The following is a 26,667-nucleotide window of genomic DNA, read 5'->3' on the forward strand; positions in this document are numbered from 1 at the left end:
ATTTCGGTATCAACCCAAAAATACGTAATTATCGTCAGGTCTGTCAGGCATCGGGGCGCGATACGGCCATGCCGGTCTTGACCCGGTCCATGACCACGGTCGTACGAAACCGCTTCACATTGTTATTCCCGAAAAAAAGAGTTTTGGTCAGTTCTTCATATTCAGCCATGGTCGAAACGAGCATGACGAGGAAAAAATCGGCATTGCCAGTTATATAATAGCATTGCTGGACCTGTGGGCATGTTGCAAAGCTCTGCTTGGCTGCCGCAATCAGTTCGACGGTCTCGGTTATGACTTCTACTTCCACCAGAACCGTTATGGTGCGTCCGACTGAAACCGGATTGATTACCGATACATTCGCTTCGATCACGCCACATTCCTCCAGTCGCCTGATCCGGCGCTGCACCGATGGGGCGGACAGGTTGACCGCTTCGCCTATGACACGTTGCGGCGTCGTATTGTCGCGCTGCAGTATATCGAGAATGGCAAGGTCAAACTGGTCAAGATCGGACCGACCTGTAGATGAAGACATAAAACAGCGTCCTTCATGCAAAAAATGTGCAAAATACACTGTATAATACAGCAGATATTTCAGTGACGTTGCAATATATTTGCACGCATCATGACAGGGATCGTGTAAAAATGTTTCTTGAAAACAACAGTACGCTCCATAAGCAACCTCTGCCTGTATCTGATGCGGCGCTGCTGGGTAAAGAGGCAGCGCAGGACGTGGAACGCTTCCTGACCTACCGGGAAAACAGCGCGCCCACACCACTCTACAACCTGCCAGAGATGGCGGAGGCGCTGAAAGTGGGTGTCATTCACGTAAAGGATGAGGGGCAGAGACTGGGACTGGGCAGCTTCAAGGCGCTTGGCGGTGGCTACGCGGTCACCCGGCTCGTGCTGGAAAAAGCAGCCCAGCAGGAAGGGCGGAAGGTGGATGTATCCGAACTGCATAGCCCGATGGTACGTGCGGTAGCCATGGGAATGACATTCGCCTGCGCCACAGACGGAAACCACGGGCGCGCGGTCGCACAGGGCGCGCAGGCAGTCGGGGCGAAAGCGGTCATTTTTGTTCATAAAGGTGTCAGTCACGACCGCATTGCGGCCATTGCCCGCTTTGGCGCGGAAATCGTACATGTGGATGGAACCTACGATCACTCTGTGACAGTGGCGGCGCAGACGGCGGCCGAGAAGGGCTGGATCACGATATCGGATACGTCATGGCCGGGTTACGAATATATTCCCGGTCTGGTCATGCAGGGTTACATGAACCTCGTGCGTGAGGCGCTGCGTCAGATGCCCGCTCCGCCTACGCATGTATTCGTACAGGCCGGGGTAGGGGGAATTGCAGCCGCCGTTGCTGGCCATCTGGCGGTTGTCATGGGTGCGGCGCGTCCGGTTTTCACGGTAGTGGAACCGGCCCGCGCCGCGTGTCTTTATCAATCAGCACTGAAAGGCGAACCCGTGACGGTTCCGGCCACGCAGCCCACCATCATGGCCATGCTTGAATGTTATAGTCCCTCTCTCGCCGCGTGGCGCATCCTGTCCCATACGGCGGATGCCTTCATGACGGTCGATGAGGATGATGCTGTAAATGTCATGAAGCGCCTTGCTTATCCCCAGGGGCGTGATCCGGCTATCGTGGCAGGGGAAAGCGGAGGCGTCGGGCTTGCGGGGCTTATCCGTGCAGCGACCTCGCCCGAAATACGTACTGTACTTGGGCTTGATGCTGCATCGCGTATTTTTGTCATCAATACCGAAGGCGCTACGGACCCCGTGCGATATGGCGAAATTGTGGGATGCCACCCCGATCAGATCCGTCCTGCCGCAAGCGTCCGGGCCTGAAAATCATGAAGCCGTTATCAGTCAACAGCACCCGTCTTCTGGCCCGCATTCAGGAACTGGGCAGTATTGGCAGAGACGCGGATGGCAGATTGACGCGCCTCGCCCTGTCCGATGCTGACAGACAGGCCCGTGATCACCTTGTTGCGTGGATCAGGGCTGCGGGTCTGGAAGTGGCGATAGACCGGATTGGCAATATTTTTGGCATATGGGGTGGGAACAAATATGGTAGCCAGCAACCGGTCCTGCTGGGTTCGCATATTGATACCGTCATGGATGCAGGCATTTATGATGGGTGTTACGGCGTTCTCGCCGGGCTGGAGGTTATCCAGACACTTCGCGAAGCAGGCTTCGTTCCCGATCGGCCCATCGCCGTGGCCGCGTTTACGAATGAGGAAGGGGTCCGCTTTGCACCGGACATGATGGGATCGCTGGTTTACGCAGGGGAACTGGAATTGGAAACGGCGCTTGCCACACGCAGCACCGATGGTGCGGTGCTGGGGCAGGAGCTTGCCCGTATTGGTTATGCTGGCGATCATGCTGTCGGTTTCATGCGTCCCCATGCGTATGTAGAGCTTCATATCGAGCAGGGGCCTGTGCTGGAATATTCCGGCATCCCCATCGGCGCGGTGGAGGATCTGCAGGGCATTTCATGGCAGCGCATCACGATAGAAGGGCAGGCCAACCATGCGGGTACAACCCCCATGGCCCTACGGCACGACGCCGGATACACTGCAGCACGGATCATGACCTTCGTGCATGACCGCGCCATGGCTTCAGAACCGTCTGGTGTTGCCACTGTGGGCAGCGTTGCTTTTGAACCCAACGCCATAAATGTCATCCCCGCCCGGGCAACCCTGACAGTCGATCTGCGCAATCCCGATGAAACGGGACTGCAGGAGGAGGAAAATGCGTTGGCCGCATTCCTGTCTGATCTGGAGACCTCGGGAGATGTAAAAATCCACGTCGAAATACTTGCCCGCTCCCGACCCGTTACATTTGATGCCCGTATTATTGACCTGATCGAAGAGGCGACATTGAAACGCGGCCTGACCGCCCGGCGCATGACTTCCGGTGCAGGGCATGATGCACAGATGATCGCCAGCATGGCACCAACTGCGATGATTTTCGTTCCCAGCCACAAGGGCATTAGCCATAACCCGGCCGAATTTACATCGAACGAAGGGCTGATTGCAGGGGCGAACGTGCTGCTTGATGTGACTCAGCATCTTGCAGACGCGTCATCATACCGAAAGAGCGAATGAAATACATAAAGGGGGAGACGACTATCACAGCATTAAGTTAGAGGCGGGCTTAGGTAATCAAATGATGTATTGATATGTCATATGAAAGCACGTCGCCGCAGCCGTCTGGCACTTTCCACCCCAAGACACTTTCTGGAGCATTTCGTTGCAGGTACGCCCGCGCGCAGTGCTACGGAGATTATCGGTGTCAATCGCAATACCGCGACCCTATCCTGTAGTAAGAGTCGGCAAATTATCGTCGGGCACAATGCCCTGGAAGGGTCTCTCGAAGGGAAGGTCGAAGTCGATGAAAGCTATTTCGGCGGACATCGCAAAGACAAAAGAGGCCGGGGTGTTGCCTGAAAAGTCGCCGTTTTCCAACTCCTCCAGCGTGCCGACGCGCCCATACCGTGATGATCCCTGATGCGGGAAGCAGGACGCCCATGCGGTCATTCGAAAGAAAATACGTTCTGGTTCAATCGTTTATTCAAACGCATGGCACGTCTGCCCCACTGGGCCTGCATCCCCACCCCAGCCGGGAAGCAGAGGCGCAATCCGCCGCCATTACGCTACATTCAACTCGCACCGCCTGAATGTCGGTTGGTCCTAAAGCGGCTGCCTTTCGTGGAGAGCGACTAAAGATGAATCCATGACCTGAGCACGGTTTACGACCGTATCCATCCGGCGCACTCCTCTCGCCCTTTCTGCTCCACGGAACGCTGCCGTTCTGATACCCGAGGCGGACAGGCCCAGCAAAGGCAGCGCCTGTCGGTAAATGAGCGTTTTTTTTCATCTCAGGGACCGTGCTCCGTCCCCACGCTCAGGGGGCATATTCAGCCGGGGCCTGATCAAGTGACCCGGTAGAAAATGCCAGGCTGGCCGCCGCGATCAGGGCGGCGTAATAGGCATCGGAATGACTGAGGGTCGCATCCAGAAGGCCGTTCTGGGCCATGGATGTCTGTATGATAGACCCCACACCATTGCGATAGGCAGCATACGCTGCATCGAACGCTGTCCGTGTCGCAGCCTCCAGCCTGCCGGATGCGCTGTAGGCGCTCAGGCTGGTATGCAGGGCGTTTTCTGCCGCCACGATCTGCTTGACGGATGCATCCACCGTTTTCTGTAATGTGGCGCTGGCGCTATCCGCCCGGTCCTGTGCCTGCCTGAGCTGGGCCGCCCGCATGCCGCCATCAAAGATCGGTACGCTGATCCCGCCCAGAATCACGCTGCTGAGCGCATTGGAAGACAGGTTGAGGGTGGGCGGACTATCACTGCCGACCCCCGGCACGGAAGACAGCGCCAGCCGACCGGTGGTATAGGCAACATTGCCAGTCACGAAGATCTTGGGCAGGAATTCGCTCCTGGCTGCGGTAACCTCACTTTGGGTAGCTTTTACGCTGGCGTAAGCCGCCAGTACATCCGCCCGGCGTGCAACCGCCTGCTGGACAAAGGCATCACTCAGTCGGGTATCATCCAGCGTAAGGGGCCGGTCCGATACATTCTCGGTCTGCAGGCGGGTGCGGGGGGAAATGCCCATCGCATTGACCAGTTCCAGATAGGTATTTTCCACATCGCCCTGCGCCTGCACAAGACGGAGTTCGGTCTGGGCCGTGGCCTGGCGGGCCTGTGTCGCATCCACGATCGTGCCCTGCCCATGTTTCAGCCGCGCCTGTGCGGCATCCTCCACCCGCCGGGCATTTTCCAGCGCCTGTTCCAGCCAGCGCACGCGGGAAGCCGCCGCCGCGTGGGCATAGAAGGCGATGGTAACACCATAAATGATTTTCTGGTGGGCGGCGGTAAACAGGATATTGGCCCCGATCTGTCCCTGCCGCATCGCGGCCAGCACGGCTTCACGTTTGCCAAAATCAAACAGAAGCCATTCCAGTCCTACCGTCTGGATTTCACCCGCACCTGAACCGGCGTTGCGAACGCCACCGACAAGATTGTTGAAACTGGTCACCCCGCCATTGAAAGCATCGCCCGCCGCGCCGCCATTGCTGATGGAAGGGTTGTCACCATTGTTGCGGGTGTGATTGTAGCCACCCACCACAGTTGCCGTCAGCCGGGGCAGGTAGGTGCTTCTGGTAATGCCCACAGCCAGAGCCGCATCGCGCGCCGTATCCCACGCCCGACGCGTATCGGGGTTGGCCGACTGGGCAATGTCAATCAGTTCCGCCAGCCCGTAGGCATGCCCGGCCTGTGCGGTAATGGCCGTATCAGGGGGGCGCACCTGAATCTGGCTGTTGGAGGGCAGGGTGAAACCCGGTGGCATCAGCAGCCCATGTCGGGCCGCACGACCGGGCTGGATTTCGCCGCTGGCGGTCTGACCGGGCTGCCATGGGCTGTCCGGACTGGCCGGGGCACTGGCCAGTTCATGCGTGGCGCACCCGCACAGGACAACAATCGCGCAGCCGGCCAGTATGGAAAAAGCATGACGGTTCATCGGGCGCTGTGTTCCAGTTGTTCGATCCGTGCGGCCGTATCAGACGGGGCGTGGCCCAGCAGCATGGTGCCCAGGCATCCGGCCTGCGCCAGCGTGTCGCGCCATGTTATAAGCTGGGTATTGCGCTGGTCCGCATCGTCGCCCGGGGGCACTGGTTCGGCCCACGTATATTCTACCGCCAGCTCCGCAGTTTCCATCGCGCCCTGTACCCGGGCAAACAGGGCTTCGCGATGCTGGAGAACAGGCGCATCCGCCTGCCGGCGCAGAAGGCCGAACAGGGCTGCAAGTTTCTCCGGTATCGCATCACGCGCACTGGCGGGCCAGAAACTGGTGAAGATGGCGTACGTGATGAAATTGCCGATCATGATGCCTACAATACGGTCCCGCGCCGTCGCCATATCACTGGTTGGTCCATAGCCCTTGAGATCGGTCAGGTAGAAGGCAAGACCAATCTGGAAACCGGCATAGGCGATCCGTGCATCACCTGTCTTGATCCATGCTCCGAGCAGGGAAACGACAAAGACAAGAACCAGAAAGCCCGTAATGCCATCCAGGTGCGGCATGACGAAAATGATGCCCAAGATCCCGATCATACCCCCGATCAGCGCCCCGGTGATGCGCAGCGTCAGTTTGGAGATCATTTCGCCCATAGTGGGGAGCGCCACGATGAAACAGGTGATGACGCAGGTATGGATGCCCGGCCAGTCCAGCATCTTGAACAAAAGATAGCTGCTCATGACCGCAGCCGTGCCCTTGACCGCGAAGCGGACATGAGTGGGGCTGGTGAATGCATCAGGGGCAAAGAAACCTGCAGGACCGCCCGTTTTTTCCGGTTGCGCTCCCGCAGGCGTTGTAAATGTCGGCAACAGGGCCGCAAGGTCATGCAGGATGGCGCTGTCCCCGATGGGAGCGGGAAGGGGGATATCGACAGGATAGTCGCCTTCTTCGAACATGGCCGCCATATCGCCCAGTGTTGCGACCAGTTCGGGCGGTGCTGTGGCCTGCGCGCGTGCTGCATCAATCGACAGCGCCAGCATCGCGACACTGGCATTGGCGGCCTGCTGCAGGCAGGCAAGATCATGGGGGGACCAGACCTTTTCCAGTCCCGCCATTTTCACATTGCCCATCATTTCGGCAGACCCGGCGCGTAGCAGACCCGTGGCATGGTCGATCAGCCTGTCATCAGGGTTTCGCAGCAGGCTAATGGACAGGTTGAGACGCGCTGCAATGCCGTCGGTCAGAAGCGTTTTGGGCGAAGGACAGATCAGCAGCCCGAGCACAATCATCACCGCGCCGGGCACGGCGAGGAACAGATCGGTATACAGCACGGCACGGGTCACGATTTCACCCACCGGTACCTGATCAATGGCGATCAGCGCATACACGACGGTCAGGCCGAGCACGTAGGCGACTGGCCTGAGCCTGCTTGCCGAGCCGAGAAAGAAAAAGCCGAACGACAGCAGCGCAATGATGATGACCAGTCCCATCGGGTGGTCCAGCGTCAGACGGACCAGCCCGAACACGAAAGCCAGCAGGAACACGACGAAGATGTTGAGGCCCACTGCCGCCAGCACATTCGTCACCCGGTCTTTCTGCCACAGCGCCATGGTCACCAGAGCAGGCACGGCCAGATCGGGCACCTGCCATATTTCCCCCACCAGCACGGTGGTGGTACACCCCGCCGCCATACGCAGGGCATAACCCAGCCGACCGGGTGCCGGATTACAGACCAGCGCCCACAGGCGCGACAGGGACAAACCATGGGGCATGCCCGTGCGCGCCCCCTGTGCGGTAGGGACGTTAGTGGCAGGCGGCGCCATAACGGATCTCGACGGTAGCGGTGGCGCCCATGCGCAGCAGGGCAGGGCGGATGTCATCGAGCCGGATCCGGACCGGAAAACGCTGGGCGACGTGAACCCAGTCCATCTGCCGTGGCACGAGGGGCAGCGTGCGTGCAAGGCCGGTCGTATCGGCGGACATGACGCCCCACCCAATGCTTTCCACATGGCCCCGCAGGGGGGTGTGGCGGTCGATCATGGAATAGACCGTAACACAGTCACCGGGATGCACGGGGGCAAGGTCGACTTCCCGGATGGTGGCGGTCACGTACCATGCCTCATCCACAATCAACGTAAACAGCACCTGTGACGGGGCCAGCACTTCGCCCGGCTTTACACTAAGGCTGGTCACGTACCCATCCGCAGGCGCGGTGACAACTGTCTGGCGCAGTTCGTAACGGGCATGATCCAGCATCGCCTGGCTTGCGGCCTGTGCGGCCTGTGCGCTTTTCAGATCACCCACGGCCATATCCGCCGCTTCCGACTGCTGTCGCGCCTGTGCCAGCGAGACTTCGGCATCACGCAGGGCAACGCGGGCCTGGTCGTATTCCTGCCATGGAATATAGGACTTACCGGCCAGCGGCTGCAGGCGCTCGGTCGTACGGGCTGCAAGATCGCGGTTGGTCCGGGCGCGGGTCACCTGGTCACGCGCGGCGGCGGCGGTTGCCGTTTTAACGCCAACCAGACGCTTCTGGTTCTCCACCTCCGCGCTGGCAAGGTCCAGATTGGCCTGTGCCTGCTGCACGCCCAGCATGTAAGGCTCGGGATCGAGACGGTACAGCACATCGCCCTTATGAACATGCTGGTTGACCTGAACCGGAAGGTCTGCCAGCCGTCCACCAACCGTTGAGGCGATATGAACCAGTTCGGCATCAATGCTTGCGCTATCGGACCCGGGATAGGCATTTTCCCGGTGAGCCACATAAAAACCCAGCACGACGGCAGCACCGATGCAGCCTGCGGCAATGAGCATGCCAAGCGGCTTCCTGCCTGAAATACGGACGCGCTGCATCATCCGGGTCCGAAGGCCACCAGCCAGACCGCCAGCGCGGCAAGGATACCCAGTGCAACATAGGTAAAAAGCCGGAAGCTGAGGATGGCATCCACCCCGGTCAGCACAAATACCACCCGCAGGCCCAGCGACACCGCAACCCCGGTCAGCCCGCACACCATCCATGCCGGGAAATAGGCGCCCACCACTGGAAAAGAGGGCGCCCCCCGGAATGCACATCCCCCAAGCAACAGGGGAAAAAATGGCAAGGTCGTTAGTGGACGCACTGATATCATGACAGGGGAAAAATCTTCCTCAATCGTGTCGGAAATTCCCTGTTATCATATTTTCTATTAAAAAATAGTCACAAAAATATTTCTATTCCAGATTATTTAAATATAAACAAATTGTTAATTCAGTCCATTGAATGGATTGACCAGCGTCATTTTGTTAAGAACGATTTTCCAAAAACCATCCGCAAAGCAGTGCTGAAACATTCTGTCGCCAACCATACAGCGCACCGTATCGCAACGCGTTATGACTGCAACGCCCAGATATGCTGTCCTGCCAGATACCTTGCGGTAATCATAATTTTTAAATACAATAAATATTTAAATAATCAATAATACCAATTTCAAAATAAAACACATTTTTTAATTATTAAATACGTTTCCAATAACTGATGTAAAAACCATAGCCATCACGCCCCAGAATATCACCCGCAACGCTGGACGCCAGGGTGGCGTACCTCCAGCCAGAGCGCCGACAGTCCCCAGAATTGCAAGACAGATCAGCGAAACAATAGAGACACTCCATGATACCAGCCTGAGCGGTGATACCACGACCGTAAGCACCGGCAGTATGGCACCAAGCGCAAAGGCACATGCGGATGCCAGGGCAGCCTGTATCGGACGCGCCGCCGTTGCCTCGGAAATACCCAGTTCGTCACGGGCATGGGCACCCAGCGCATCATGTTTCATCAAGGCGACGGCGACCCGATGCGCCAGAAGATCATCAAGTCCACGCTGACGATATATGCCAGCCAGTTCGCTGACTTCAGAATCCCAGCTACTACCGAGTTCCCTTTTTTCACGGGTCAGATCCGCCTTTTCCGAATCTGCCTGGGAACTGACAGACACATATTCCCCCGCGGCCATGGACATGGCACCAGCTATCAGACTGGATATGCCAGACAGTAGTATTCCAGCCTGCGATGTATGGGCACTTGCAACGCCAATAATAAGGCTGGAAGTAGACAGTATTCCATCATTTGCCCCAAGAACGGAAGCCCGCAGCCAGCCCAGACGGGCTGTTGCATGTACCTCTCCCGAACCAGATATGCCCTTATCAATTACGCCCATTGGATATATTCCCGGTAATGAACATGCGCTGCAGAACATTGTCGTGCAGGATGAAGTCATGAAAACACGCCGCCAACGCGTGGCCGGTGGCCAAGGCCGATTTCCATCATGGTCAGCCCATACAGGCTGTATTCCACGCTGCGGGCCAAGCGGACATCTGCCGCCCCCACCCGATCCGCCACGTGATGCGGAGGGGCAGGAGCGGCACCATTCCCGCCGTCAGGTGGCTGACCACAAGCTGTGTGATGCAGTGGATTATGGAACAGGCCCCATATATTTGTGCTTATGAACTGCCGCATGATGATTGCCGCACGGCTCCAGTGAAAAAGGACTGTCGGTGCGTCATAGCGTATGCGTGCGGAGAATGTTTCCTGCATCATGCCAGTCCTCATATCAGTTCTACATGACGCGAAACTGAACGCGCGGTCTCAGGCCAAGCCGGAAGCTGGGATCACATCCGGGTCGGGGAAAGTAATGCGGGCACCAAACCCCCTGCCTGATTCCGGCAGTGGGGAACGCAGGCACACGGTCGCATCCATCTGCCGGGCAATATTGCTGGCAATCGTCAGGCCAAGACCGCTACCGCGCGTGCCAGTCCCGCCACGCACGAACGGGCTGGTCAGCCGCGCCAGCATGTCCGCCGCCAGGGCCGGACAATCGTTGATGATGTCAATGCTACCATCTGGCAGGACGGTCACATGCACCGGAATGTCACCCACCCCGTGCAGCAGCGCGTTTTCCAGCAGGTTACGTAGCATGATGCCAGTCGCATCCATGTCACCATGCACGAATATGTGGCTGATCCCGTTTACGGTCAGGATGATTCCACACCCGTCACGCGGGTTCTGGTCCAGATCGTCCGCCAGCACACGCAGCACGGTCAGGAGATCGAAGCGGTTACGGCGGAAGGCAACACCTGACGAGGCACGTGAGAACTGCAGCAGTTTTTCCACCGTCCGTCCCAGTCGGCGCGTCCGGTCGGCAATGATATCCACCCTCCGGCCGGCCTCCGTTTGCGGCGATACCATGCGGCCCAGCATCTGCACCTGCGCCAGCAGGGCGCCAAGCGGGTTGCGCAGTTCATGCGCGGCGCTCGCGGCAAAGGCCCGCTCGGTGGAGAGCGCCGTTTCCAGACGGGCCAGAAGGGTATTGACGGCGTGCTGGATGGAGACGAGTTCCACGGGCAGGTCAAGCGAGGGGATGGGCCGCAGGTTGCCGCTGCCACGCGATTGCATTTCATCATGCAGGCGGTCAAGCGGGCGCAGGGCACGGCGCACGATCACGCGCACCAGCAGCCAGATGACAGGCAGGAAAACCAGTATCGGCACAATGGCGATCGCCGTTGCGCGCCACGTCGCCCCCCGACGGTGCAATGTCGGCTCCCCCACCAGCACACGATAGGCCGTGTCGGTCGGGGCTGCGATATAGACCCGGAAACGGGTGGTATCGACAAACCCGGTATGGATATCGGGCACAAAGGGCTGAACCGGTGCATTCTGTGAACGCAACACCACGTGTCCGGACTGATCGACCACCTGATAGGCAAGTGTGCGCGGTCCCACACCGGGCACCCAGGCAACAGTATCCCGTGATCCATGAGGCTGAGTAGCGATGGTGGCCTGCAGCCGTTCGGAGACCTCCTGCAGGGAATTGTCCAGCCGTTCCGTTATTTCGTAGCGGGTAAAGCCTGCAACGGCGAGGCTGAGAGCCAGCAGGCTGAGCGTCACCACGCTCAGGACACTGCTGACAATGCGGGTGGCAAGGCTCCAGCTCCTCATACTGCTTCACCAGCAGTCAGGCAGTATCCACGGCCACGGACAGTCCTGATCACCGTGTTGCCCACCTTTTTGCGCAGGCGACTGACGAAAACCTCGACAGTGTTGCTGTCCACATCCTGATCCAGCGCATACAGGGCCGTGTCGATCTGCTGGCGGGAATAGATCCGCCCCGGACTGCGCGACAGCAGTTCCATAATGGCCCATTCCCGTGCGGTCAGGTCCAGCACCCGCCCGTTGCGCGATACCGAGCGGTTTTCCCGGTCGATCGTAATCTCGCCAATGCGATAATGGACCGGCCTGCGCGGTGCGGCATAGCGCCGCGCCACGGCAGCGATACGGGCCACGAGTTCGTTCAGGTCGTAAGGCTTGACAATATAATCATCCGCCCCTTCCGACAGGCCGGCAATGCGGTCGCTGATCTGGTCTTCCGCCGTGGTGATGAGGACGGCGATATTAGATGACGTCCGGCGGATGTCCCGCAGCAGGCTGCGCCCGCTGCCATCCGGCAGGCCAAGATCGAGCAGCATGAAATCATAATCCACGATGGCCATGGCCGCGCGCGCGTCCTCCAACGTCATGAACCAGTCCACTGCATGCCCGTCCAGACGCACGCGCTCCTGCACAGCCACCCCAAGGTCATGTTCATCTTCCACGATAAGGATACGCATCAGTCCTGAACCTTCTCTCGCATGACCCGGGCGTAAAGCGATGGCAGCACCAGGAGTGTAAGCAATGTGGACGTAACCAGCCCGCCGATCACCACGCTGGCCAGCGGGCGTTCGACTTCCGCCCCGGCGCTGTCCGACAACGCCATGGGGAAAAAGCCAAGGCTGGCGACAAGGGCCGTAGCCATAACGGGACGAAAACGGGATCCGGCGGCGGCAAAGGCCGCCTGTGCTACCGCCATGCCGCCCGCGCGCAGGGCTGCGATTTCGCTGACCAGCACCACCCCGTTTAGGATCGCCACGCCAAACAGTGCAATAAAGCCGATGCCTGCAGAAATGCTGAATGGCAGGCCGCGCAGTGTCAGCGCCACGATGCCGCCGGTCGCCGCCACCGGCAGGTTGATGAATACCAGAAGCGCCGGCCGAACCGCGCCAAACGCCACCACCAGCAGGGCAAAGATCAGGCCAAGGGCAATGGGCAGGACGATCTCCAGCCGCAGCACCGCTGATTGCAGGTTACGGAACTGGCCATCCCACTGCATGGTATAGCCTGCGGGCAGTTTTACGTCCCGCATCACGCGGGCCTGTGCTTCGGCCACGTAGGACGCAAGATCGCGCCCGCGCACATTGGCCTGCACCACCATGCGCCGACGCACCCGGTCCCGGCTTATACGCGGCGGGCCATCGACTTCATGCACATGCGCCACCTGTGAGAGCATAACACTGCCGTGCCCGTCCATGCGCTGGACCTGCAGCGCACCAATTGCGGCAGCCGAGGTCACGCGCTTCGGGTCAAGGCGCACCTGCGTGCTAATGATGGCATTGTCCACCATCACCGGCCTTGTACCGATATGTCCGCCGACTGCCTCTACCGTATCCAGAATATCCTGCACCGCCACGTTACGGCTGGCAGCCTGCGTACGGTCGATATCGGCCACGATCAGCGGCACGGTGCCATCGCCCGCCGCCGCCACGTCCGCCGCGCCCTTCACGCCGGACATTACGGCCACCACCCGGTCGCCCAGTTCGGCCAGCGTTGTCAGGTCATCTCCGAAGATCGAGACGGCAATCTGGGTGCGCACACCAGAGAGCAGGTCGTCCATGCGCATCTGCACCGGCTGGCTCCATGAATACAGTGCATCGGGCAGTTCGTGCCGCAGGGTGTCGTCCATCGCGGCCACAAGCCCGGCCTGCGTGCGGGCGGTTTTCCATGTGGAGGGTGGGTTGAGAAAGACGAAGCTGTCGGTCTCGTTTACCCCCATCGGATCGGTCGGGATGGCGGATGTGCCGGTATTGCTGATCACCGTCCTGACCTCGGGGAAGCGGCGCAGGATCTGCTCCTGCTTCGTGACCGACGCCAGCACGGTGTCGAGCGCGGCCGAGGGCAGCCGCGTGGTGGTGACCGCAAGTGCCCCTTCATCAAGCTGGGGTATGAATTCACCCCCCAGTCGTGTGGCAAGAACAGCCGATACGACCAGCACCGCGATCGTGCCGCCAAACAGGATGCCCGGATGCGTCTCGCCCCATGTCACCATGCGCGTATAGGGGCGGCGCAGCCATGCTATCAGCCGTGTATCGCCCGCAGGCTGCACCCGCCCCAGCGTCAGGCTGGCCAGCACGGGAATGCAGATGAAACAGTACGCAAGCGAGGCCAGCAGCGCCATGATGACCGTCTGCGCCATGGGGCGGAACATGTGCCCCTCGATCCCCTGCAGGGTCAGGATGGGCAGGTAAACCATGATGATGACCAGTATGGCGAACCCGACCGGACGCATGACCTGCTGTACGGACGAGACCACGAGGGGCATGAACTCCACATCCGGCTCCTCCTCCCGTCGGGAGAGGACATGCTCGATCACCACCAGCGAACCATCGACGATCATGCCGAAGTCGATCGCGCCAAGGCTGAGCAGGTTGGCCGAAATCCCGAACTGTCGCATCCCCGCCATGGCGCAGACAAGGGCCACCGGAATGACCGAGGCAATGACAAGGGCCGCCTGCCAGCTCCCGATTACCACCACCAGCACGCCCACCACCAGCACCGCGCCCATCAACAGGTTGTCGCGCACGGTAGCGATGGTCTGCCCGGTCAGGGTGGCGCGGGTGTAGTAGGGTTCCAGCATTACGCCTGCGGGCAGTGCCTGCCTGATACCTGGCAGGGCACGGTCAATCGCGGCAAGGGTGGCGTTGGAACTGGCCCCACTTTCCATCATCACCACGCCGATCACGATTTCGCCCTGTCCATCGCGCGTGACTGCCCCCAGCCGGGTACGTGCGCCCGTGGTGATGCGCCCGAGGTCGCGCAGGCGTATGACCGAGCCGTCCGCATTCGTCCGCACGGCGATGTTGCCAAAATCCGCCAGACTGCCCACCAGCCCACGCCCGACCACGCTCTGCTGTTCGGCATGATGCGTGATCCAGCCACCACCGGACGCGGCATTATTCTCATCCATCGCGCGATAGACCTCACCGACTGAAAGATTGGCCCCGATCAGCCGTGCCGGATCGAGCGTGACTTCATAGGTTTCCTCGGCCCCGCCATTGACGTTGACATCCACCACGCCGGGAACAAGGCGCATCTGCGGCACCACGGTCCAGTTCATGATGCGGTTGAGTTCCATGAGCGAGCGCCCTGCGCCGCGGATCTGGAACTGCATGATCTCACCCATGCCGGTGGCCAGCGGCCCCATGCTGATGGTAATTCCGGGCACGGATATGTTCGAACGCGCCTGCTGCATGCGCTCGTTTACGCGGATACGGTCAAGGTTGATGTCGGTGTCATCGGCAAACTGCACATACACCACCGACACCCCGCCACGGGAGACGGAGCGCAGGTCGGTCATGCCGGGAATGCCGGTCATGCTGGCCTCGACGGGAAAGGTGATGAGTTTCTCCACTTCCTCCGTCGCAAGGCCGGGCGCGACGACCGAGACAAGCACCTGGCGGGGCGAGATATCGGGCACCGCCTCCACCGGCAGGCCCAGCACCGTCATGATGCCAGCCGCCAGCAGCACGAAAAGTCCGCCCAGAACCAGCATACGCGCACGTAGCAGGGCTTCAAGATACCTGCGCGCCATCACTCGGCATCCATCCCGGCAAGGCCGATGACCGAACGCAGGGCGAAACTGCCGTGCCCTACGACCGGCTCGCCCCCTTTCAGGCCGGAGCGGATGACTGCCCGTGTTCCGTCATCCAGCGCCACATCGACCACGACGGGCCGGTAATCGGTTTCGCTCACCCGCACGAACACGATGCTATGCCCGTCAATCTGCTGGCAGGCTTCGGACGGCACGACAATGCCCGCAACGCTGTCGCGCTGTGCCAGTGTTGCATCCAGCACCATGCCGGGCATCAGTGCGCCGGCAGGGTTGGGCACAGTGCTTATGACCCGGACCAGCCCGGTCAGCGGACTGGCCATGCCATCCACCGTATTGATACGCGACGTGAACGGGCCATCTGCCGCCTGCGTCACCTGCAGCCCGCCCGGCGCAATCCGCGCCGCCTGATCGGGCGGGATATCGGAGACAAGCCATATGCCGGACAGGTCCGCCACGGTCGCCACGTCCATGGTCGGGTCCATGTCGCCCGCCACCGACGTATTGATTGCCTGCACCATGCCATCAACAGGGGAAATCAGGGTCGAGGTCTCGTCTTCCGTGCCCTGGCTGTCCTGTTCCGATGATGAATTGAACTCTTCCGCGAAACGGTGGCCCAGCGTGTCCACGTCCGCCTGTCGCGCGCGCATTGTGGCATCAGCCTGCGCCAGTGCATCCTGCCTGCGGCGCAGTTCGGCCATCGACAGACTTTCGCCCGCCAGTGCCTTTGCCCGTTGCACGGCGCCCGCCGCATCGCTCCGGGCCGCGATGGCAGCGGTGAGTGCCGCACGCATCTGGACCGCCTGCAGGCGCGCGACATGCAGGGAATGGTCCTGATAACGCAGCAGCGACTGTCCTCGCCGCACGGGTGTTCCCGGCTGCACCAGCACCACCAGCACCTTGCCGCTGCCAGCGGGGTGGATATGCACGACCCGGGTCGTATCAGGCATGACCCGGCTTATGACCGGCAGCATGGGCGCAACCCTGCCGGGTACTGCCGTGGCGATGGTAATACCCTCGTTTACTACGGCAGCCCCATCCAGTTTCACGACAGGAGGCAATGCCCCGTCCGTGGCATGGGCTGGCGGGCAGGACAGGCCCAGGATGAACAGGGCAGGGGTGAGCCGCTTCACGGTACGATCCCGGTTGCGATCAGCATGCGGATGCTGGCGACATGCCATTCCACCTCGGCCCGGGCGCTGGCCAGCCGGGTATTGGCTGCCGTTTGCCGGGCGGCAAGTGCCGTATCCAGGCTGGCTTCGCCCAACCGCCAGGCCCGTTCCTGCGCCTTGGCCCGCTTCTCCATGTTTTCGGCTGCGGTGCGGGTGGCCTGCCGCGCGGTGGTGGCTGCAATCAGACGTTCACGTACCCGCATCATTTCCAGATGCACCATGCGCCGCGCCTGCGTTTCCTGACTGGTAGCCGAAGCCAGCCGGTTGCGTGCTTCGGCCATGATGGGCGTGTTGCGGACCTCGCTGGGCAGGGGAATGCTGAAATTCAGCCCCACGCGGTCATCCCATGGGCTGCCGTACTGCTTTTCATGGATCGCATCCACGCCGATTTCCGGGTTGGGCATGAAAGAACGGTGCGCCAGCTTCATGTTAGCCTCAGCAGCTTCAACATTGCGATGCGCGACCTGTATGCGGGGATCATTGTCCTCCATGTCACAGGGCGCGATAAAACGGGCATGGGTGACGTCGCCTGCCCCATAACGCGCAAGATCCGGCACAACCGGACGGCCGAGGAGCACCTCCAGTGCAGCGGCTGCATTGTCGGCCTCCTCCTGCGCCAGGGCCAGTTCATTACGCGCGTTCTCCACTGCCGCCTGCGCCATCTGACCATCGGCCGAGGCCAGTTCGCCATCATGAACCGCCTGTGTTGCGCTGGTGGCCATACGTGCTGTCACATCATACAGGGTATGGGCCACATCCACCCGCGTACGGGCGATCAGGGCGGCGGCACCCGCATCAAGCACCCGGATGGACAGCGCCATGTGTTCGACATTGAGTTGTTCATCAAGCGATGCGGCTTCCGCACTTGCAACCTGTTGCGTGGCACTACCCTGTCCCGGCAGCCATAGCGGCACGGACACCCCACCCTGATACGTTGTATAGCCTTCGTTACTGCCAAGCATGTGGTCATCCATGTATTCACCCGACAGGGTCGGGCCACCGGCAAACCATGACCCTGCCGCACTCGCGCGGGCACGGGCGGAATGGTGGCCGACCTGCAGTTCGGTGCGGACCGGATCGATCGCCCACGCCATGCTGACGGCTTCATGGAAGGACGGGCCGGACCGGGGCACCTGAGCCCGGGCCAGCACCCCCCATGTCAGGGCACCGGTCATGACTACCGACAGGAGGGCGCGCATGACGCGCTTCATGCTTCAGGCCCTCATGGAATGACGGGACCACCATGGCTGATCCGTGCGGCCAGGTCACTCCACAGTCGCGCCATCATGAGGTTGATGGAGGACGAAACCGAAAAGGGAGACTGGGACCGCGCCAGGGGGGAGAGGGACATGCGCTCCCCTATGACAAAATGCCCCTGCGAGAACAGCCTGGCGGAAATCGATCCCTGCTGCCCCTGTCCCATGGGCCTCATAACGGAAATACGCAGATGAGGTGCTGGCTCAGCGATAAGGCTGAATGCGTGCAGTTCAGCCTCATCAGACGGGCACGCCACACCCTGCAGTACGACATCGCGCAGTACGGAATGGGGATATCCGCCATACATACCGTCCACATGCAGGCGGATGCCCTGCTGGACTGTCATGCATATGCCTTCCGTCCCGCTATCTGCCCGGGTAGGCGACATTATCAGAAAGAAAATACAGGCTGTATACAGGCTGCCGTACAATATCCTTCGCATAATACGCGTCTGTTTCCTGTAAAACGTATAATTCCTGCCATCACGACGATGACTTCCTACCGATAACAGAGAAACCTGACGTGAACCTGAACATGTCATCTACGAAATAAATTTATATTATGAAAATGATTATCGTTCTGATATTTTTGCAGGATTTACGGATGGAAATTCATCAATAAAATATAATATTAGATAATTTTTAGGTGTTTTATAAATAATTGTAAATTGCGTACAAATATTAATAATAAACATTACCTGGAGAACGGACGGACTGACAGGACACATACCTATTTCTTCAAATCACATAAAATTCCCCACGAGAATATTCGCCACGTAGAAGTATTTCCGATCCATTACGGCGCGCTTTCTGATCATGTTCAGCAGCCATTCTATAAAATAGGTCGGCGCAAGATACCGGAGACCGCGAGATCCCATGCTCCTCCACATGAATGGTATCCGGCACAACGTTGTGTCTGATGTTTTCAGCGCGGGAGAATACCGCCAGATTTTTTGATGCTGTAACGAATAATCCGCAATCGCCCCACAACCCCAACCCGCCCATAACACAAGCCACAATGATGTCGGGCCAGCCTGTAGCCTCTACAAGGTCAAGACAGAATGCCGCAGGACCATATAACCGACACGAAGGGGGAAACCATCCGCTATTATGAACGTGCCGGTCATTGCCCTCTCCGCCTCGCCGGAAACTTCCGCGTCTACACCTAGGGACATTTAAAGTGTCTGGGCTTTATCCGTCGTGCAAGAAAGTTAGGCTTTCCGCTAAATCAGATGCGGGTATTACTGGATCTGCAGCACAGACGGGCTGATCCTGTAAGAGCCTTTTTGGAAATTCACGGATGAGCGGTTCGGCGTAACATGAGGCTTCCCATGGCCAGCGTTTCCGAATGGCATTCAGGATCATCTGTCTTCCTGCACTATCTGAAATATCGGTCGGTGTCAGCCTGACCAGAAGCAGTCGGTCATCCGTATCGACCGCTATGTGCCTCTTGCGGCCAACGATCTTTCTGCCGGCGTCATAACCACGTTCTGGTGCCTTGATGCTCTGTCTGTCGATAACGCCCCCAGATGGAGTGGCCTCGCGTCCTGCGGCTTCACGATCGAGCATCAGCCTGAGGAACCATCAATAGACAACCGGCAGTATTTCCCAGCCGCCCCCTGAGCGGACAGGATAGCGCAGCGCGTTGATGGACTCGCGAAAAGCGGTTGCCCGCTTCCGGCCACGTCGGCGCGCAGGTGGCATCAGTGGGGCTATGCGCTTCCATTCCTCATCGGTCAGATCAGATGAATATCGTTTCGTTTTGCGCGTATTGCTGGCCATACGGCCTCGTTGTGCTGGCGTCTACAACCTGCGTTTGAATCACGCTCAAACCCTCTTGAAAACCTATTACATCAAATTTCCAAAAGGGTTCTGAGAATCCGGCTTTCAAGATGAAGACGTTCATTCTCGTAAGTTCGGTACTCCAGATGCTCTGATGCCGACTCAGTCGGAGGAGAATCCATTATTCACTTACCCAGAGTGGATCCACCAACATCACACTCCGCAGCCATGCACGTGCGTGACAGCCCAAGGCTTAATGCAATACTTATGGCCTCGCGCTTGAAAACTTCCGTGCGCTTCATCTCGCCGGTCTCTGGATACGAGCATTAAAATGTTTGGATGACCGGCTCAAATCCGTTTCAAGTCCACTTCGTATCTCCAGCATATAGTGCCATGCGCGCGAAGATATGGTCAGATGTCCATGAAGACTGTCATTCTGGCCAGACCTGTTCTTATTGAAAATCATTTATATAAACAATCAGATGTCTGCGTAATGCATTCGGCGCAACGGGTTGACCAACACAAAGTCGTCAGAAGGCCGCATTTAACGCGTGACTGCGCGCCAGAGCAATCTTGTCTTTGCAAAAAAGAAAAACATGCCTTAGAAGCTTTAATCTAAACTATTATGATATAACATCGATTTATGATAATCTGCATCATACGGTATGGAACAGACAATGCCTGTGCACTCATCGCTCGCAGCAAACTCCGCCAAGCATAAGGAGAACACGCAAAAATCAGTCGACAAGATGGCACTGAGAGTCTGGATCCGGATGTTTGCCTGCACCCAGCTGGTTGAAAAGCGCGTACGCAAGCTTTTGCGGAAAAAGTACAATACTACCCTGCCGCGCTTTGATGTTCTTGCCCAGCTTGATTCCAGCAACGGAACGCTCTCGATGGGCGACCTGTCCCAGCGCCTGATGGTCACCACGGGCAACGTGACCGGGCTGATCGACCTTATGGAACAGGAAGGGCTGGTTGAACGTCACCCTCATCCCACCGACCGGCGCAGCACGCTGGTGCAGATGACCGCGCTGGGTGAACAGCTCTGTTCAACCGCCATGCCTGCCCATCAGGAATGGATACAGGAAATGCTGAAAGGCATGACCGAGGATGAACTGTCCCAGCTTCACCAGTTGCTGGGCAAAACCAAGGCAGTCATTGCGGCAAGGGAAGAGCAATGGGAACAGAAACGGACAAGAGCAGAATGATGACGGAACAGATCGCGCAGGCACATAACGAGACACCGGCCGATGAAACGCCGGCAGAACTGGTACTACGGGTCATGACCATGCCAGCCGACCTGAACGGGGCGGGCAGCATATTCGGTGGCTGGATCATGGCGCGCCTTGACCAGGCGGCTGGCCTTGCCGGCGGCAGCGCCAGTTCGGGAAACGTGACGACGGTCGCGGTCAAGGAACTGCTGTTCCTCCACCCCGTGTATCCGCATCAGGATGTAAAGGTCTATGCCCGGCTGCTCAGGACGGGGCGTACGTCCATGCATTTCCATCTGGAAATGTGGGCGGCGGATCTGGGCAAAGCGGAATCTATCCAGTGCGCCACGGCTACATTCGTGGTGGTGGCTGTCGATGCGAAGGGAAAGCCTAGGTTCTGTTGACAAAAGGTCTTTTCAGACTGGCTTGGACGTGATTCAACGTTGGTCTTTGCGGAGACCTGTGGATGCGTGGCGACCTGACGGACGAGGAATGGGCGATCATTGGCGGCCTACTGCCGCCTGAACGTGGCCGCTGGTCACGACCGGCACAGGATAACCGTCTGTTTCTCAATGGAATGCTTTATGTCCTGCGTGTCGGTTGCCCATGGCGGGACATGCATGAACGCTACGGAAAATGGAACTCGGTCTATGTGCGGTTCCGTCGGTGGGCAGAGCAAGGTGTCTGGGACGCTCTGCTGGAAACGCTGGTCGAACTTGGTCTGACCGATGACTGGCAGCACATGATCGACAGCACGGCCGTTCGGGCTCACAGCCAGGCGGCTGGCGCAAAAGGGGGACACACAAGGAAGGTTTTGGTCGAAGCCGCGGCGGCTTTACGAGCGAGATCCACACCCGTGCTGACGGTCAGGGACGCCCTCTTGGCTTCGACCTGACGGGGGGTAAAGTTTCTGATTATTCCGGCGCTGATGCCCTGATGGACCTGCCGGTCGTGACACCGCGCCGACTTCTGGCCGACAAGGGGTATGATAGTGACAGGATACGGGAGAACCTGCTTTTTCGAGGCATTCTTCCTGCTATCCCACCGCGTTTAAATCGCACAGAGGATATTCCCTGCGACTTCCGTCGTTATCGGGATCGAAACCGTATCGAGCGGATGTTTAACAAACTGAAGCAGTTCCGACGTATCGCCACACGATATGACAAGACAAGAAAATCATTTCTCGCCTTTCTTAACCTCGCAGCCGTAAAATTGTGGCTACCGTCTTTTGTCAACAGAACCTAGGGCCTGTTACGGCGTGTCGTCAGTTAAGCAGGATGATGATTGAGGCGAACTGCACGGCTGCGAGGAAGGTCGATTTCAGTTTATCGTAGCGGGTTGCGATAGCGCGAAACTGCTTGAGTTTATTGAAGAACCTCTCAACAAGGTTCCGTTCGCGGTAGAGAGAAAAATCGGTTTTCCGTCGTGTCGTTCTGTTGTGTTTTGGCGGGATGACCGGGGTAATCCCGCGCTGTATCAGCCGATCGATCAACCTGTCCGCGTCATACGCCCTGTCAGCAAGGAAAGCATCCGGGTCGATGTTTTCCAGAAGCGGTTCCGCCTGGGTGATATCGGCATCCTGTCCCGGTGTGATGCCGAGTTCCACCGGATTGCCCAGAGCGTCGCAGATGGCATGGATCTTTGTAGTCAACCCGCCTCGTGATCGTCCGATGGCCTGATCCGTGCCCCTTTTTTGAGAGCTCCGGCACTATGCTGATGCGCCCGGACAATTGTGCTGTCGATCATCATGTATTCGTTGTCGTGATCAGCGGCCAGATAACGAAATATCCGTTCGATGACGCCGCTTTCACACCAGCGGCGCAGACGCCGGTGCACGTTTTTCCAGTCCCCGAAACGGGCAGGAAGGTCGCGCCATGGAATACCCGCGCGATAGCGATACAGCACCGCCTCCACGAACAGACGGTTGTCCACCGCAGTGCCGCCGACATAGCCTTCTCGACCGGGAAGAAGATCCTTTATCCGCTCCCACTGGTCATCGCGTAAACTATAGCGCCGCATCTGTCTGTCTCCCTCAAAAAACGGGAAAACAGTCAGCACACGCAGACACAAAGTACAACCCTCACGTGCCACACTCAGGGCTTAACTGACGACACGCCCTAGGTAAATTTCAAAATAATACAGACACTTTATATTTATGCATGCCCATTCCTGAACAGTACGGTTTCTACTCTATTCCAAGTCTATCCAGATTTTTGATAATATGGCGTAGGGTTTTTACAAACGCCTGTAGCTGTTCCTGGTTCAGGCCCTCCATGGCCCGGATGGTCTGACGGGCGACAACAGGCGTCAGCCTGTCAAGCAGCTTACGACCTTCCGGGGTCAAGGTGACAATGGTCACGCGGTTGTCATCAGGGGACAGGAAGGTCGTCACAAGCTGCATCTGCGCCATGCGCTCGATCAGTCGCCCGACCGTATTGCGCTTGATCAACGCATGCTGCGCCAGGCCGGAAATACTGATATTTTCCTGCGCGCGCAGGACAGTCAGTATGCGATAGATACTTTTATTGACGCCGTTTTTTACAAGAACGGCTTCCACATCTTCGTGATACTGAAAATCCGCATGCGCGATCAGATAGAAAGGGGATCCGAACAGGTCGAAGTCATGCGCGGCGGGATCTAGTATGACGTTCTTGTTCACGGGCAGCTCTGTATCGGGTTTATGAAAACAGGCTGAACATAGTCGTTAATGCGGCGCACGTCACGTTCAACCTGTCATGCGGCGAAATGCCGGATCGACGCTTTTAGCTGGCCAGCGTGTTGAAGAAATGCCGCATGCGTTCCAGCGCCATGGTCAGGCGGTCCGCGCTTTCCGCACCGAAGCACACGCGCAGGTGACCTTCACCCGCAGCGCCATAGAAACTGCCAGCTTCCACCACTACGCCTTCGCGTTCCAGCAGGGCATCGGCAATATCCTGCGCCCGGCGTCCGGTGCCTGAAATGTCAGGGAATGCATAGATCGCGCCCTGCGGCAGCGGGCAGGTGACGCCGGGACACTGGTTCAGCGCATGGACCACCTGGTCACGGCGCCTGCGGTCTTCCGCCAGCATGCCGTGCAGCGGGCCTTTATCACCCGTCACGGCGGCAAGGGCGCCATACTGGATAAAGGTGTTCACATGCGTCACCTCGTTGGACGTGACCGTCAGCAGCCCCGCCATCAGGTCCTTCGGGCCGCATGCATAGCCCAGTCGCCATCCGTCCATGGCATAGGCCTTGGTGAAGGCAAAGAGGGTAATCGTGCGCTCCGCCATGCCGGGCAGTGAGGCAATGCTGGTATGACTGGCATCATCAAACAGGATCTGCTCGTACACTTCATCGGAAATGACCAGCAGGTCATGGCGGATGGCCAGATCGGCCAATGCCGACAGTTCGTCGCGGCTGTAGACACGGCCGGTCGGATTGCACGGATTAACCAGAATGATCGCCTTGGTACGCGGTGTAATGTGCGGCGCGATCATGTCGGGATTTATGCTGTAGTCATTCGCCCGGTCCAGCGGTGCGCGCACCACCACGCCACCTGCCAGTTCGATCTTGCCGATATGCTGCGGATAGAAGGGTTCCAGCAGGATGACTTCATCCCCCGGATTGATGGTGGCGAACAGGGCGGCAAAGGAAGCCTGCGTCAGGCCGTTGGTAACCAGCACCTGATCGGGGGTAACATCAATTGCGTTCTCCCGCTGCAGCTTGCTCGCCAACGCCGTGCGCAGTTCGGCATTGCCCCGCAGATCGCTGTAGTGAACGTGCCCGGCGCGCAGGGCGTCCACCACCGCTTCCTTGATATGGGCAGGAGTGTCATGAACCGGCTGCCCCAGTTCAAGATGGATCAGATCGCGCGTGCCTGCCATTGCCATCGCCCTGGAAAACATTCCGTAATTCTTGGGCGATGATTCGGTAATACGTTTTGCCAGTCGGCTCATGATCAGGTTCCGTCAGAAAGTTCGGAATGCGCGGCACGCTCATCACGTGCCGCGCTACCAGTTTTGTGAAAATCCGCGCGTCTATGCCGCGGGTCGTTTTATCATCTGCGTGACGCGCGCACGCAGGCGCGCGGCGGTCATGATCAGGCGTGGCACATGGCGCAGCAGCATAAACCCCGGCACTACCCGGGGGCGGCTGGTCGGCAGGCGCGGCAGATCCCGCCCGGCAGAGAGAATCCAGTTGGCCGCATCACCACCCGCCAGCGTGTTGATGGCCAGGCCGCGTCCGTTGCACGCCTGAATGGCCAGTAGCCCTTCATCCAGGATCGGCATGCGCGGCACGCAGTCACTGCGCAGCCATGCGGTGCCCGTCCAGGCGAATTCCAGCGGCAACCGTTCCCAGCCGGGAATGGCCTTTTCCAGCCGGTCGTTAATGCTGCCTTCAATCCGTGCCCAATCAAAATGCTCGGGCGCGGGTGCTGCCGTAATCAGGTGGCCTTCGGTGTCAAAACGGATGGAAAAGACATCGGTGGCAAGATCCGTCAGGGCGTGGCGCTGGGGCAGGATGACTTTCCGCAGGGCAGGGGAGACGGGCGCGGTGGCCACCTCCAGCACCGGCAGGGGAAGCACCGCATGACGCAGCGCGCGGTGGAGGAACTGGTTGCCGCCATTTGCCGCCAGAATGACGTTGCGCGCCACGAATTCCCCACCGGGAAAACTTACCAGCCAGCGCGCAGCCCCATTACCCGTATCCCGCGTGACGGAGGTTACGCGGCAATTGTTGAAGACCCGGCCACCTTCTTCCACAATGCGCCGGCCCAGTTCATCGGCATAGGCCGCAGGGTTCACGCCGCCACCACTGCGGTCGAGGACGGCTCCGGCATATCCCTGACATCCGGTCAGTTGTGCTGTCTGTTTCGCATCCAGCAGGGACATGTCCTGCCGCCATGCCTGCCAGTCCGCCACTGTCTGGCGTTCACGCTGACCATTACCGAAAAACGGCGCGAGAAACCCGTTGGGCATGGCGCCGCAGGCAAGATTCTGTTCCCGGATCAGGGCAAATGTTTCGCGCGGGGAGGCAGCGACCGCTTCCAGAAGGCGGCTGCCTTCCGCCTTGCCCAGACGTTTCATGATGGAAGCGGGCGTATTGCGCACAAGCTGGCCGGTAATGATACCGGCACTGGCGCGCGTAGCCAGCCCCAGGGCAGTTCCCGCATTGAGAACAGCCACGTCATGCCCGTTGCGGGCCAGATGGAACGCAGTGGACAGACCGGCAATGCCGCCACCGATCACAACGGTTTCAGCCTGCTGGCGGCCACGTCCGTGCGGAATATCCAGTGTGGCGCTGCCCTGCCACAGCGGCCGCTCTGCTGAGGGGGCCATCAGTTCCGGCTCGTGGCTTCAAAGGTCAGTCTGCAACTGCCATTCCTGCGGATGGCACCGCATCCTTCCCGAAGGGCTGCCAGATCTTCCGGCACCACGCGGGCGCAGACGGAACCCATGATCCAGCCCATAGGCATGAGCATTCGCCCGCCCGGACCGTAAAAAATGCCAATATCAAAAAAATCGGCGTCCGGCGCGCCCTTCCATGTACCCTTTGGTGCGAATACTGTGGCGATTTCGCCCATATCGGGAAAACTGGTGGCATTTTCCGGCGGCAGGTCGATTACAGTGCCCTGTGGCAGGCTGTCACCCACGACGGGGCATGAGATTTCCGGCCCCGTCCACATGGCATGGATTGCGCCATGGTCACCGCCCTGCTGCGCGATGCGCCACAGCATTTCGGCGTGACGGGGCGCTTCCTTGTCCAGTAACTGGAACCGTGCGGTCAGTGCTGATTTTTCTTCTTTAACAGTAATGAAACGGGTCATGTCAGGGCATATCCATTAACCAGGGTCAGCATAATATTATAACCAAAATCACATGATGTCGATCGTTTTATGTAGCATCCGGCCGGAAAAGCTGGCAGGATCATGAATGGATGCGGCGTGCGCAAAACAGACGGGGACAGGTACGTGTCCCGTCTCGCCGTTCGCGAGCTTCAGCCG

The 26,667-nt window shown here is 58.9% G+C and carries 24 protein-coding genes and 2 pseudogenes; 7 read left to right on the forward strand and 19 right to left on the reverse strand.

Annotated features, from left to right (window positions below):
• Positions 1–43 precede the first annotated feature (43 nt).
• On the reverse strand, positions 44–532 hold the full coding sequence (locus tag CFR79_RS07315) for an Lrp/AsnC family transcriptional regulator (RefSeq protein ID WP_110547435.1): 489 nt from the start codon (positions 530–532) through the stop codon (positions 44–46).
• A 110-nt stretch (positions 533–642) separates the two neighbouring features.
• Here CFR79_RS07315 and CFR79_RS07320 point away from each other — a divergent pair, with 110 nt between their 5' ends.
• From CFR79_RS07320 to CFR79_RS15630, 3 genes are all read left to right on the forward strand, one after another.
• Complete coding sequence (locus CFR79_RS07320; protein ID WP_110547436.1) at positions 643–1,848, forward strand: diaminopropionate ammonia-lyase; 1,206 nt, start codon at positions 643–645, stop codon at positions 1,846–1,848.
• Positions 1,849–1,853: 5 nt separating this feature from the next.
• Positions 1,854–3,110 carry a Zn-dependent hydrolase gene (locus CFR79_RS07325; RefSeq protein ID WP_110547437.1) on the forward strand — a complete coding sequence of 419 codons (1,257 nt, stop codon included), beginning with the start codon at positions 1,854–1,856 and terminating at the stop codon, positions 3,108–3,110.
• Between the two features lie 81 nt (positions 3,111–3,191).
• Positions 3,192–3,452, forward strand: coding sequence for a hypothetical protein (locus tag CFR79_RS15630; protein WP_146220120.1), 261 nt, complete (start codon positions 3,192–3,194; stop codon positions 3,450–3,452).
• A 457-nt stretch (positions 3,453–3,909) separates the two neighbouring features.
• Here the strand turns inward: CFR79_RS15630 and CFR79_RS07335 are convergent, their stop codons facing one another.
• The 12 genes from CFR79_RS07335 to CFR79_RS07390 all read right to left on the reverse strand — a co-directional run bounded on the left by CFR79_RS07335 (position 3,910) and on the right by CFR79_RS07390 (position 18,077).
• Complete coding sequence (locus tag CFR79_RS07335) at positions 3,910–5,532, reverse strand: TolC family protein (protein ID WP_110547439.1); 1,623 nt, start codon at positions 5,530–5,532, stop codon at positions 3,910–3,912.
• On the reverse strand, positions 5,529–7,352 hold the full coding sequence (locus tag CFR79_RS07340) for an FUSC family protein (protein ID WP_110547440.1): 1,824 nt from the start codon (positions 7,350–7,352) through the stop codon (positions 5,529–5,531). The genes CFR79_RS07335 and CFR79_RS07340 overlap by 4 nt, the downstream gene beginning before the upstream one ends.
• Complete coding sequence (gene mdtN / locus CFR79_RS07345; RefSeq protein WP_110547441.1) at positions 7,333–8,382, reverse strand: multidrug transporter subunit MdtN; 1,050 nt, start codon at positions 8,380–8,382, stop codon at positions 7,333–7,335. Before mdtN ends, CFR79_RS07340 begins: the two co-directional genes overlap by 20 nt.
• Positions 8,382–8,570, reverse strand: a complete 189-nt coding sequence (locus tag CFR79_RS07350; protein ID WP_258373453.1) for a YtcA family lipoprotein — start codon at positions 8,568–8,570, stop codon at positions 8,382–8,384. Before CFR79_RS07350 ends, mdtN begins: the two co-directional genes overlap by 1 nt.
• Before the next feature lie 444 nt (positions 8,571–9,014).
• Complete coding sequence (locus tag CFR79_RS07355) at positions 9,015–9,722, reverse strand: VIT1/CCC1 transporter family protein (RefSeq protein WP_110547443.1); 708 nt, start codon at positions 9,720–9,722, stop codon at positions 9,015–9,017.
• A 56-nt stretch (positions 9,723–9,778) separates the two neighbouring features.
• Entirely contained in the window at positions 9,779–10,102 is a 324-nt protein-coding gene (locus tag CFR79_RS07360; protein WP_243705285.1) for a hypothetical protein, read from the reverse strand.
• Positions 10,103–10,150: 48 nt separating this feature from the next.
• Positions 10,151–11,500 (reverse strand): sensor histidine kinase, encoded by a 1,350-nt coding sequence (locus CFR79_RS07365; RefSeq protein ID WP_110547444.1) that lies wholly within the window; start codon positions 11,498–11,500, stop codon positions 10,151–10,153.
• Positions 11,497–12,168: a response regulator transcription factor gene (locus CFR79_RS07370; protein ID WP_110547445.1), complete on the reverse strand. Its 672-nt coding sequence runs from the start codon at positions 12,166–12,168 to the stop codon at positions 11,497–11,499. Before CFR79_RS07370 ends, CFR79_RS07365 begins: the two co-directional genes overlap by 4 nt.
• Positions 12,168–15,242 carry an efflux RND transporter permease subunit gene (locus CFR79_RS07375; RefSeq protein ID WP_110547446.1) on the reverse strand — a complete coding sequence of 1,025 codons (3,075 nt, stop codon included), beginning with the start codon at positions 15,240–15,242 and terminating at the stop codon, positions 12,168–12,170. The genes CFR79_RS07370 and CFR79_RS07375 overlap by 1 nt, the downstream gene beginning before the upstream one ends.
• Complete coding sequence (locus CFR79_RS07380) at positions 15,242–16,441, reverse strand: efflux RND transporter periplasmic adaptor subunit (RefSeq protein ID WP_408884564.1); 1,200 nt, start codon at positions 16,439–16,441, stop codon at positions 15,242–15,244. Before CFR79_RS07380 ends, CFR79_RS07375 begins: the two co-directional genes overlap by 1 nt.
• On the reverse strand, positions 16,390–17,643 hold the full coding sequence (locus tag CFR79_RS07385) for a TolC family protein (RefSeq protein ID WP_110547448.1): 1,254 nt from the start codon (positions 17,641–17,643) through the stop codon (positions 16,390–16,392). The genes CFR79_RS07380 and CFR79_RS07385 overlap by 52 nt, the downstream gene beginning before the upstream one ends.
• 11 nt (positions 17,644–17,654) lie before the next feature.
• Positions 17,655–18,077, reverse strand: a complete 423-nt coding sequence (locus CFR79_RS07390) for a hypothetical protein (RefSeq protein ID WP_306310132.1) — start codon at positions 18,075–18,077, stop codon at positions 17,655–17,657.
• An 804-nt stretch (positions 18,078–18,881) separates the two neighbouring features.
• Between CFR79_RS07390 and CFR79_RS16130 the strand changes: the two genes are divergently transcribed.
• Positions 18,882–18,992 carry a MerR family DNA-binding protein gene (locus tag CFR79_RS16130; RefSeq protein WP_258373460.1) on the forward strand — a complete coding sequence of 37 codons (111 nt, stop codon included), beginning with the start codon at positions 18,882–18,884 and terminating at the stop codon, positions 18,990–18,992.
• Between the two features lie 4 nt (positions 18,993–18,996).
• Here the strand turns inward: CFR79_RS16130 and CFR79_RS07400 are convergent.
• A pseudogene (locus CFR79_RS07400) lies at positions 18,997–19,470 on the reverse strand (transposase); the annotation flags it as partial.
• Positions 19,471–20,243: 773 nt separating this feature from the next.
• Here CFR79_RS07400 and CFR79_RS07410 point away from each other — a divergent pair.
• From CFR79_RS07410 to CFR79_RS16395, 3 genes and pseudogenes are all read left to right on the forward strand, one after another.
• Positions 20,244–20,681, forward strand: a complete 438-nt coding sequence (locus CFR79_RS07410) for a MarR family winged helix-turn-helix transcriptional regulator (RefSeq protein ID WP_181417389.1) — start codon at positions 20,244–20,246, stop codon at positions 20,679–20,681.
• Complete coding sequence (locus tag CFR79_RS07415; RefSeq protein ID WP_181417390.1) at positions 20,678–21,088, forward strand: acyl-CoA thioesterase; 411 nt, start codon at positions 20,678–20,680, stop codon at positions 21,086–21,088. The genes CFR79_RS07410 and CFR79_RS07415 overlap by 4 nt, the downstream gene beginning before the upstream one ends.
• Positions 21,089–21,146: 58 nt before the next feature.
• Positions 21,147–21,926: pseudogene (locus tag CFR79_RS16395) on the forward strand (IS5 family transposase); the annotation flags it as partial.
• A gap of 22 nt (positions 21,927–21,948) precedes the next feature.
• Here the strand turns inward: CFR79_RS16395 and CFR79_RS07425 are convergent.
• From CFR79_RS07425 to CFR79_RS07445, 5 genes are all read right to left on the reverse strand, one after another.
• Positions 21,949–22,703, reverse strand: a protein-coding gene (locus CFR79_RS07425) for an IS5 family transposase (RefSeq protein ID WP_110547451.1) whose coding sequence is annotated in 2 segments (ribosomal slippage) — positions 21,949–22,364 and positions 22,364–22,703 — 756 coding nt in all. Because the reading frame shifts where the segments join, the coding sequence is not laid out codon by codon here.
• Between the two features lie 166 nt (positions 22,704–22,869).
• Positions 22,870–23,343, reverse strand: coding sequence for a MarR family winged helix-turn-helix transcriptional regulator (locus CFR79_RS07430; protein WP_162900474.1), 474 nt, complete (start codon positions 23,341–23,343; stop codon positions 22,870–22,872).
• Between the two features lie 103 nt (positions 23,344–23,446).
• Positions 23,447–24,619 (reverse strand): pyridoxal phosphate-dependent aminotransferase, encoded by a 1,173-nt coding sequence (locus CFR79_RS07435; protein ID WP_110547452.1) that lies wholly within the window; start codon positions 24,617–24,619, stop codon positions 23,447–23,449.
• Between the two features lie 81 nt (positions 24,620–24,700).
• Positions 24,701–26,002: an NAD(P)/FAD-dependent oxidoreductase gene (locus tag CFR79_RS07440; RefSeq protein WP_110547453.1), complete on the reverse strand. Its 1,302-nt coding sequence runs from the start codon at positions 26,000–26,002 to the stop codon at positions 24,701–24,703.
• Entirely contained in the window at positions 26,002–26,490 is a 489-nt protein-coding gene (locus CFR79_RS07445) for a DUF3830 family protein (RefSeq protein WP_110547454.1), read from the reverse strand. Before CFR79_RS07445 ends, CFR79_RS07440 begins: the two co-directional genes overlap by 1 nt.
• Positions 26,491–26,667 lie beyond the last annotated feature (177 nt).

The organism is Komagataeibacter saccharivorans, assembly GCF_003207825.1.
Classification (GTDB): Bacteria; Pseudomonadota; Alphaproteobacteria; order Acetobacterales; family Acetobacteraceae; genus Komagataeibacter; species Komagataeibacter saccharivorans.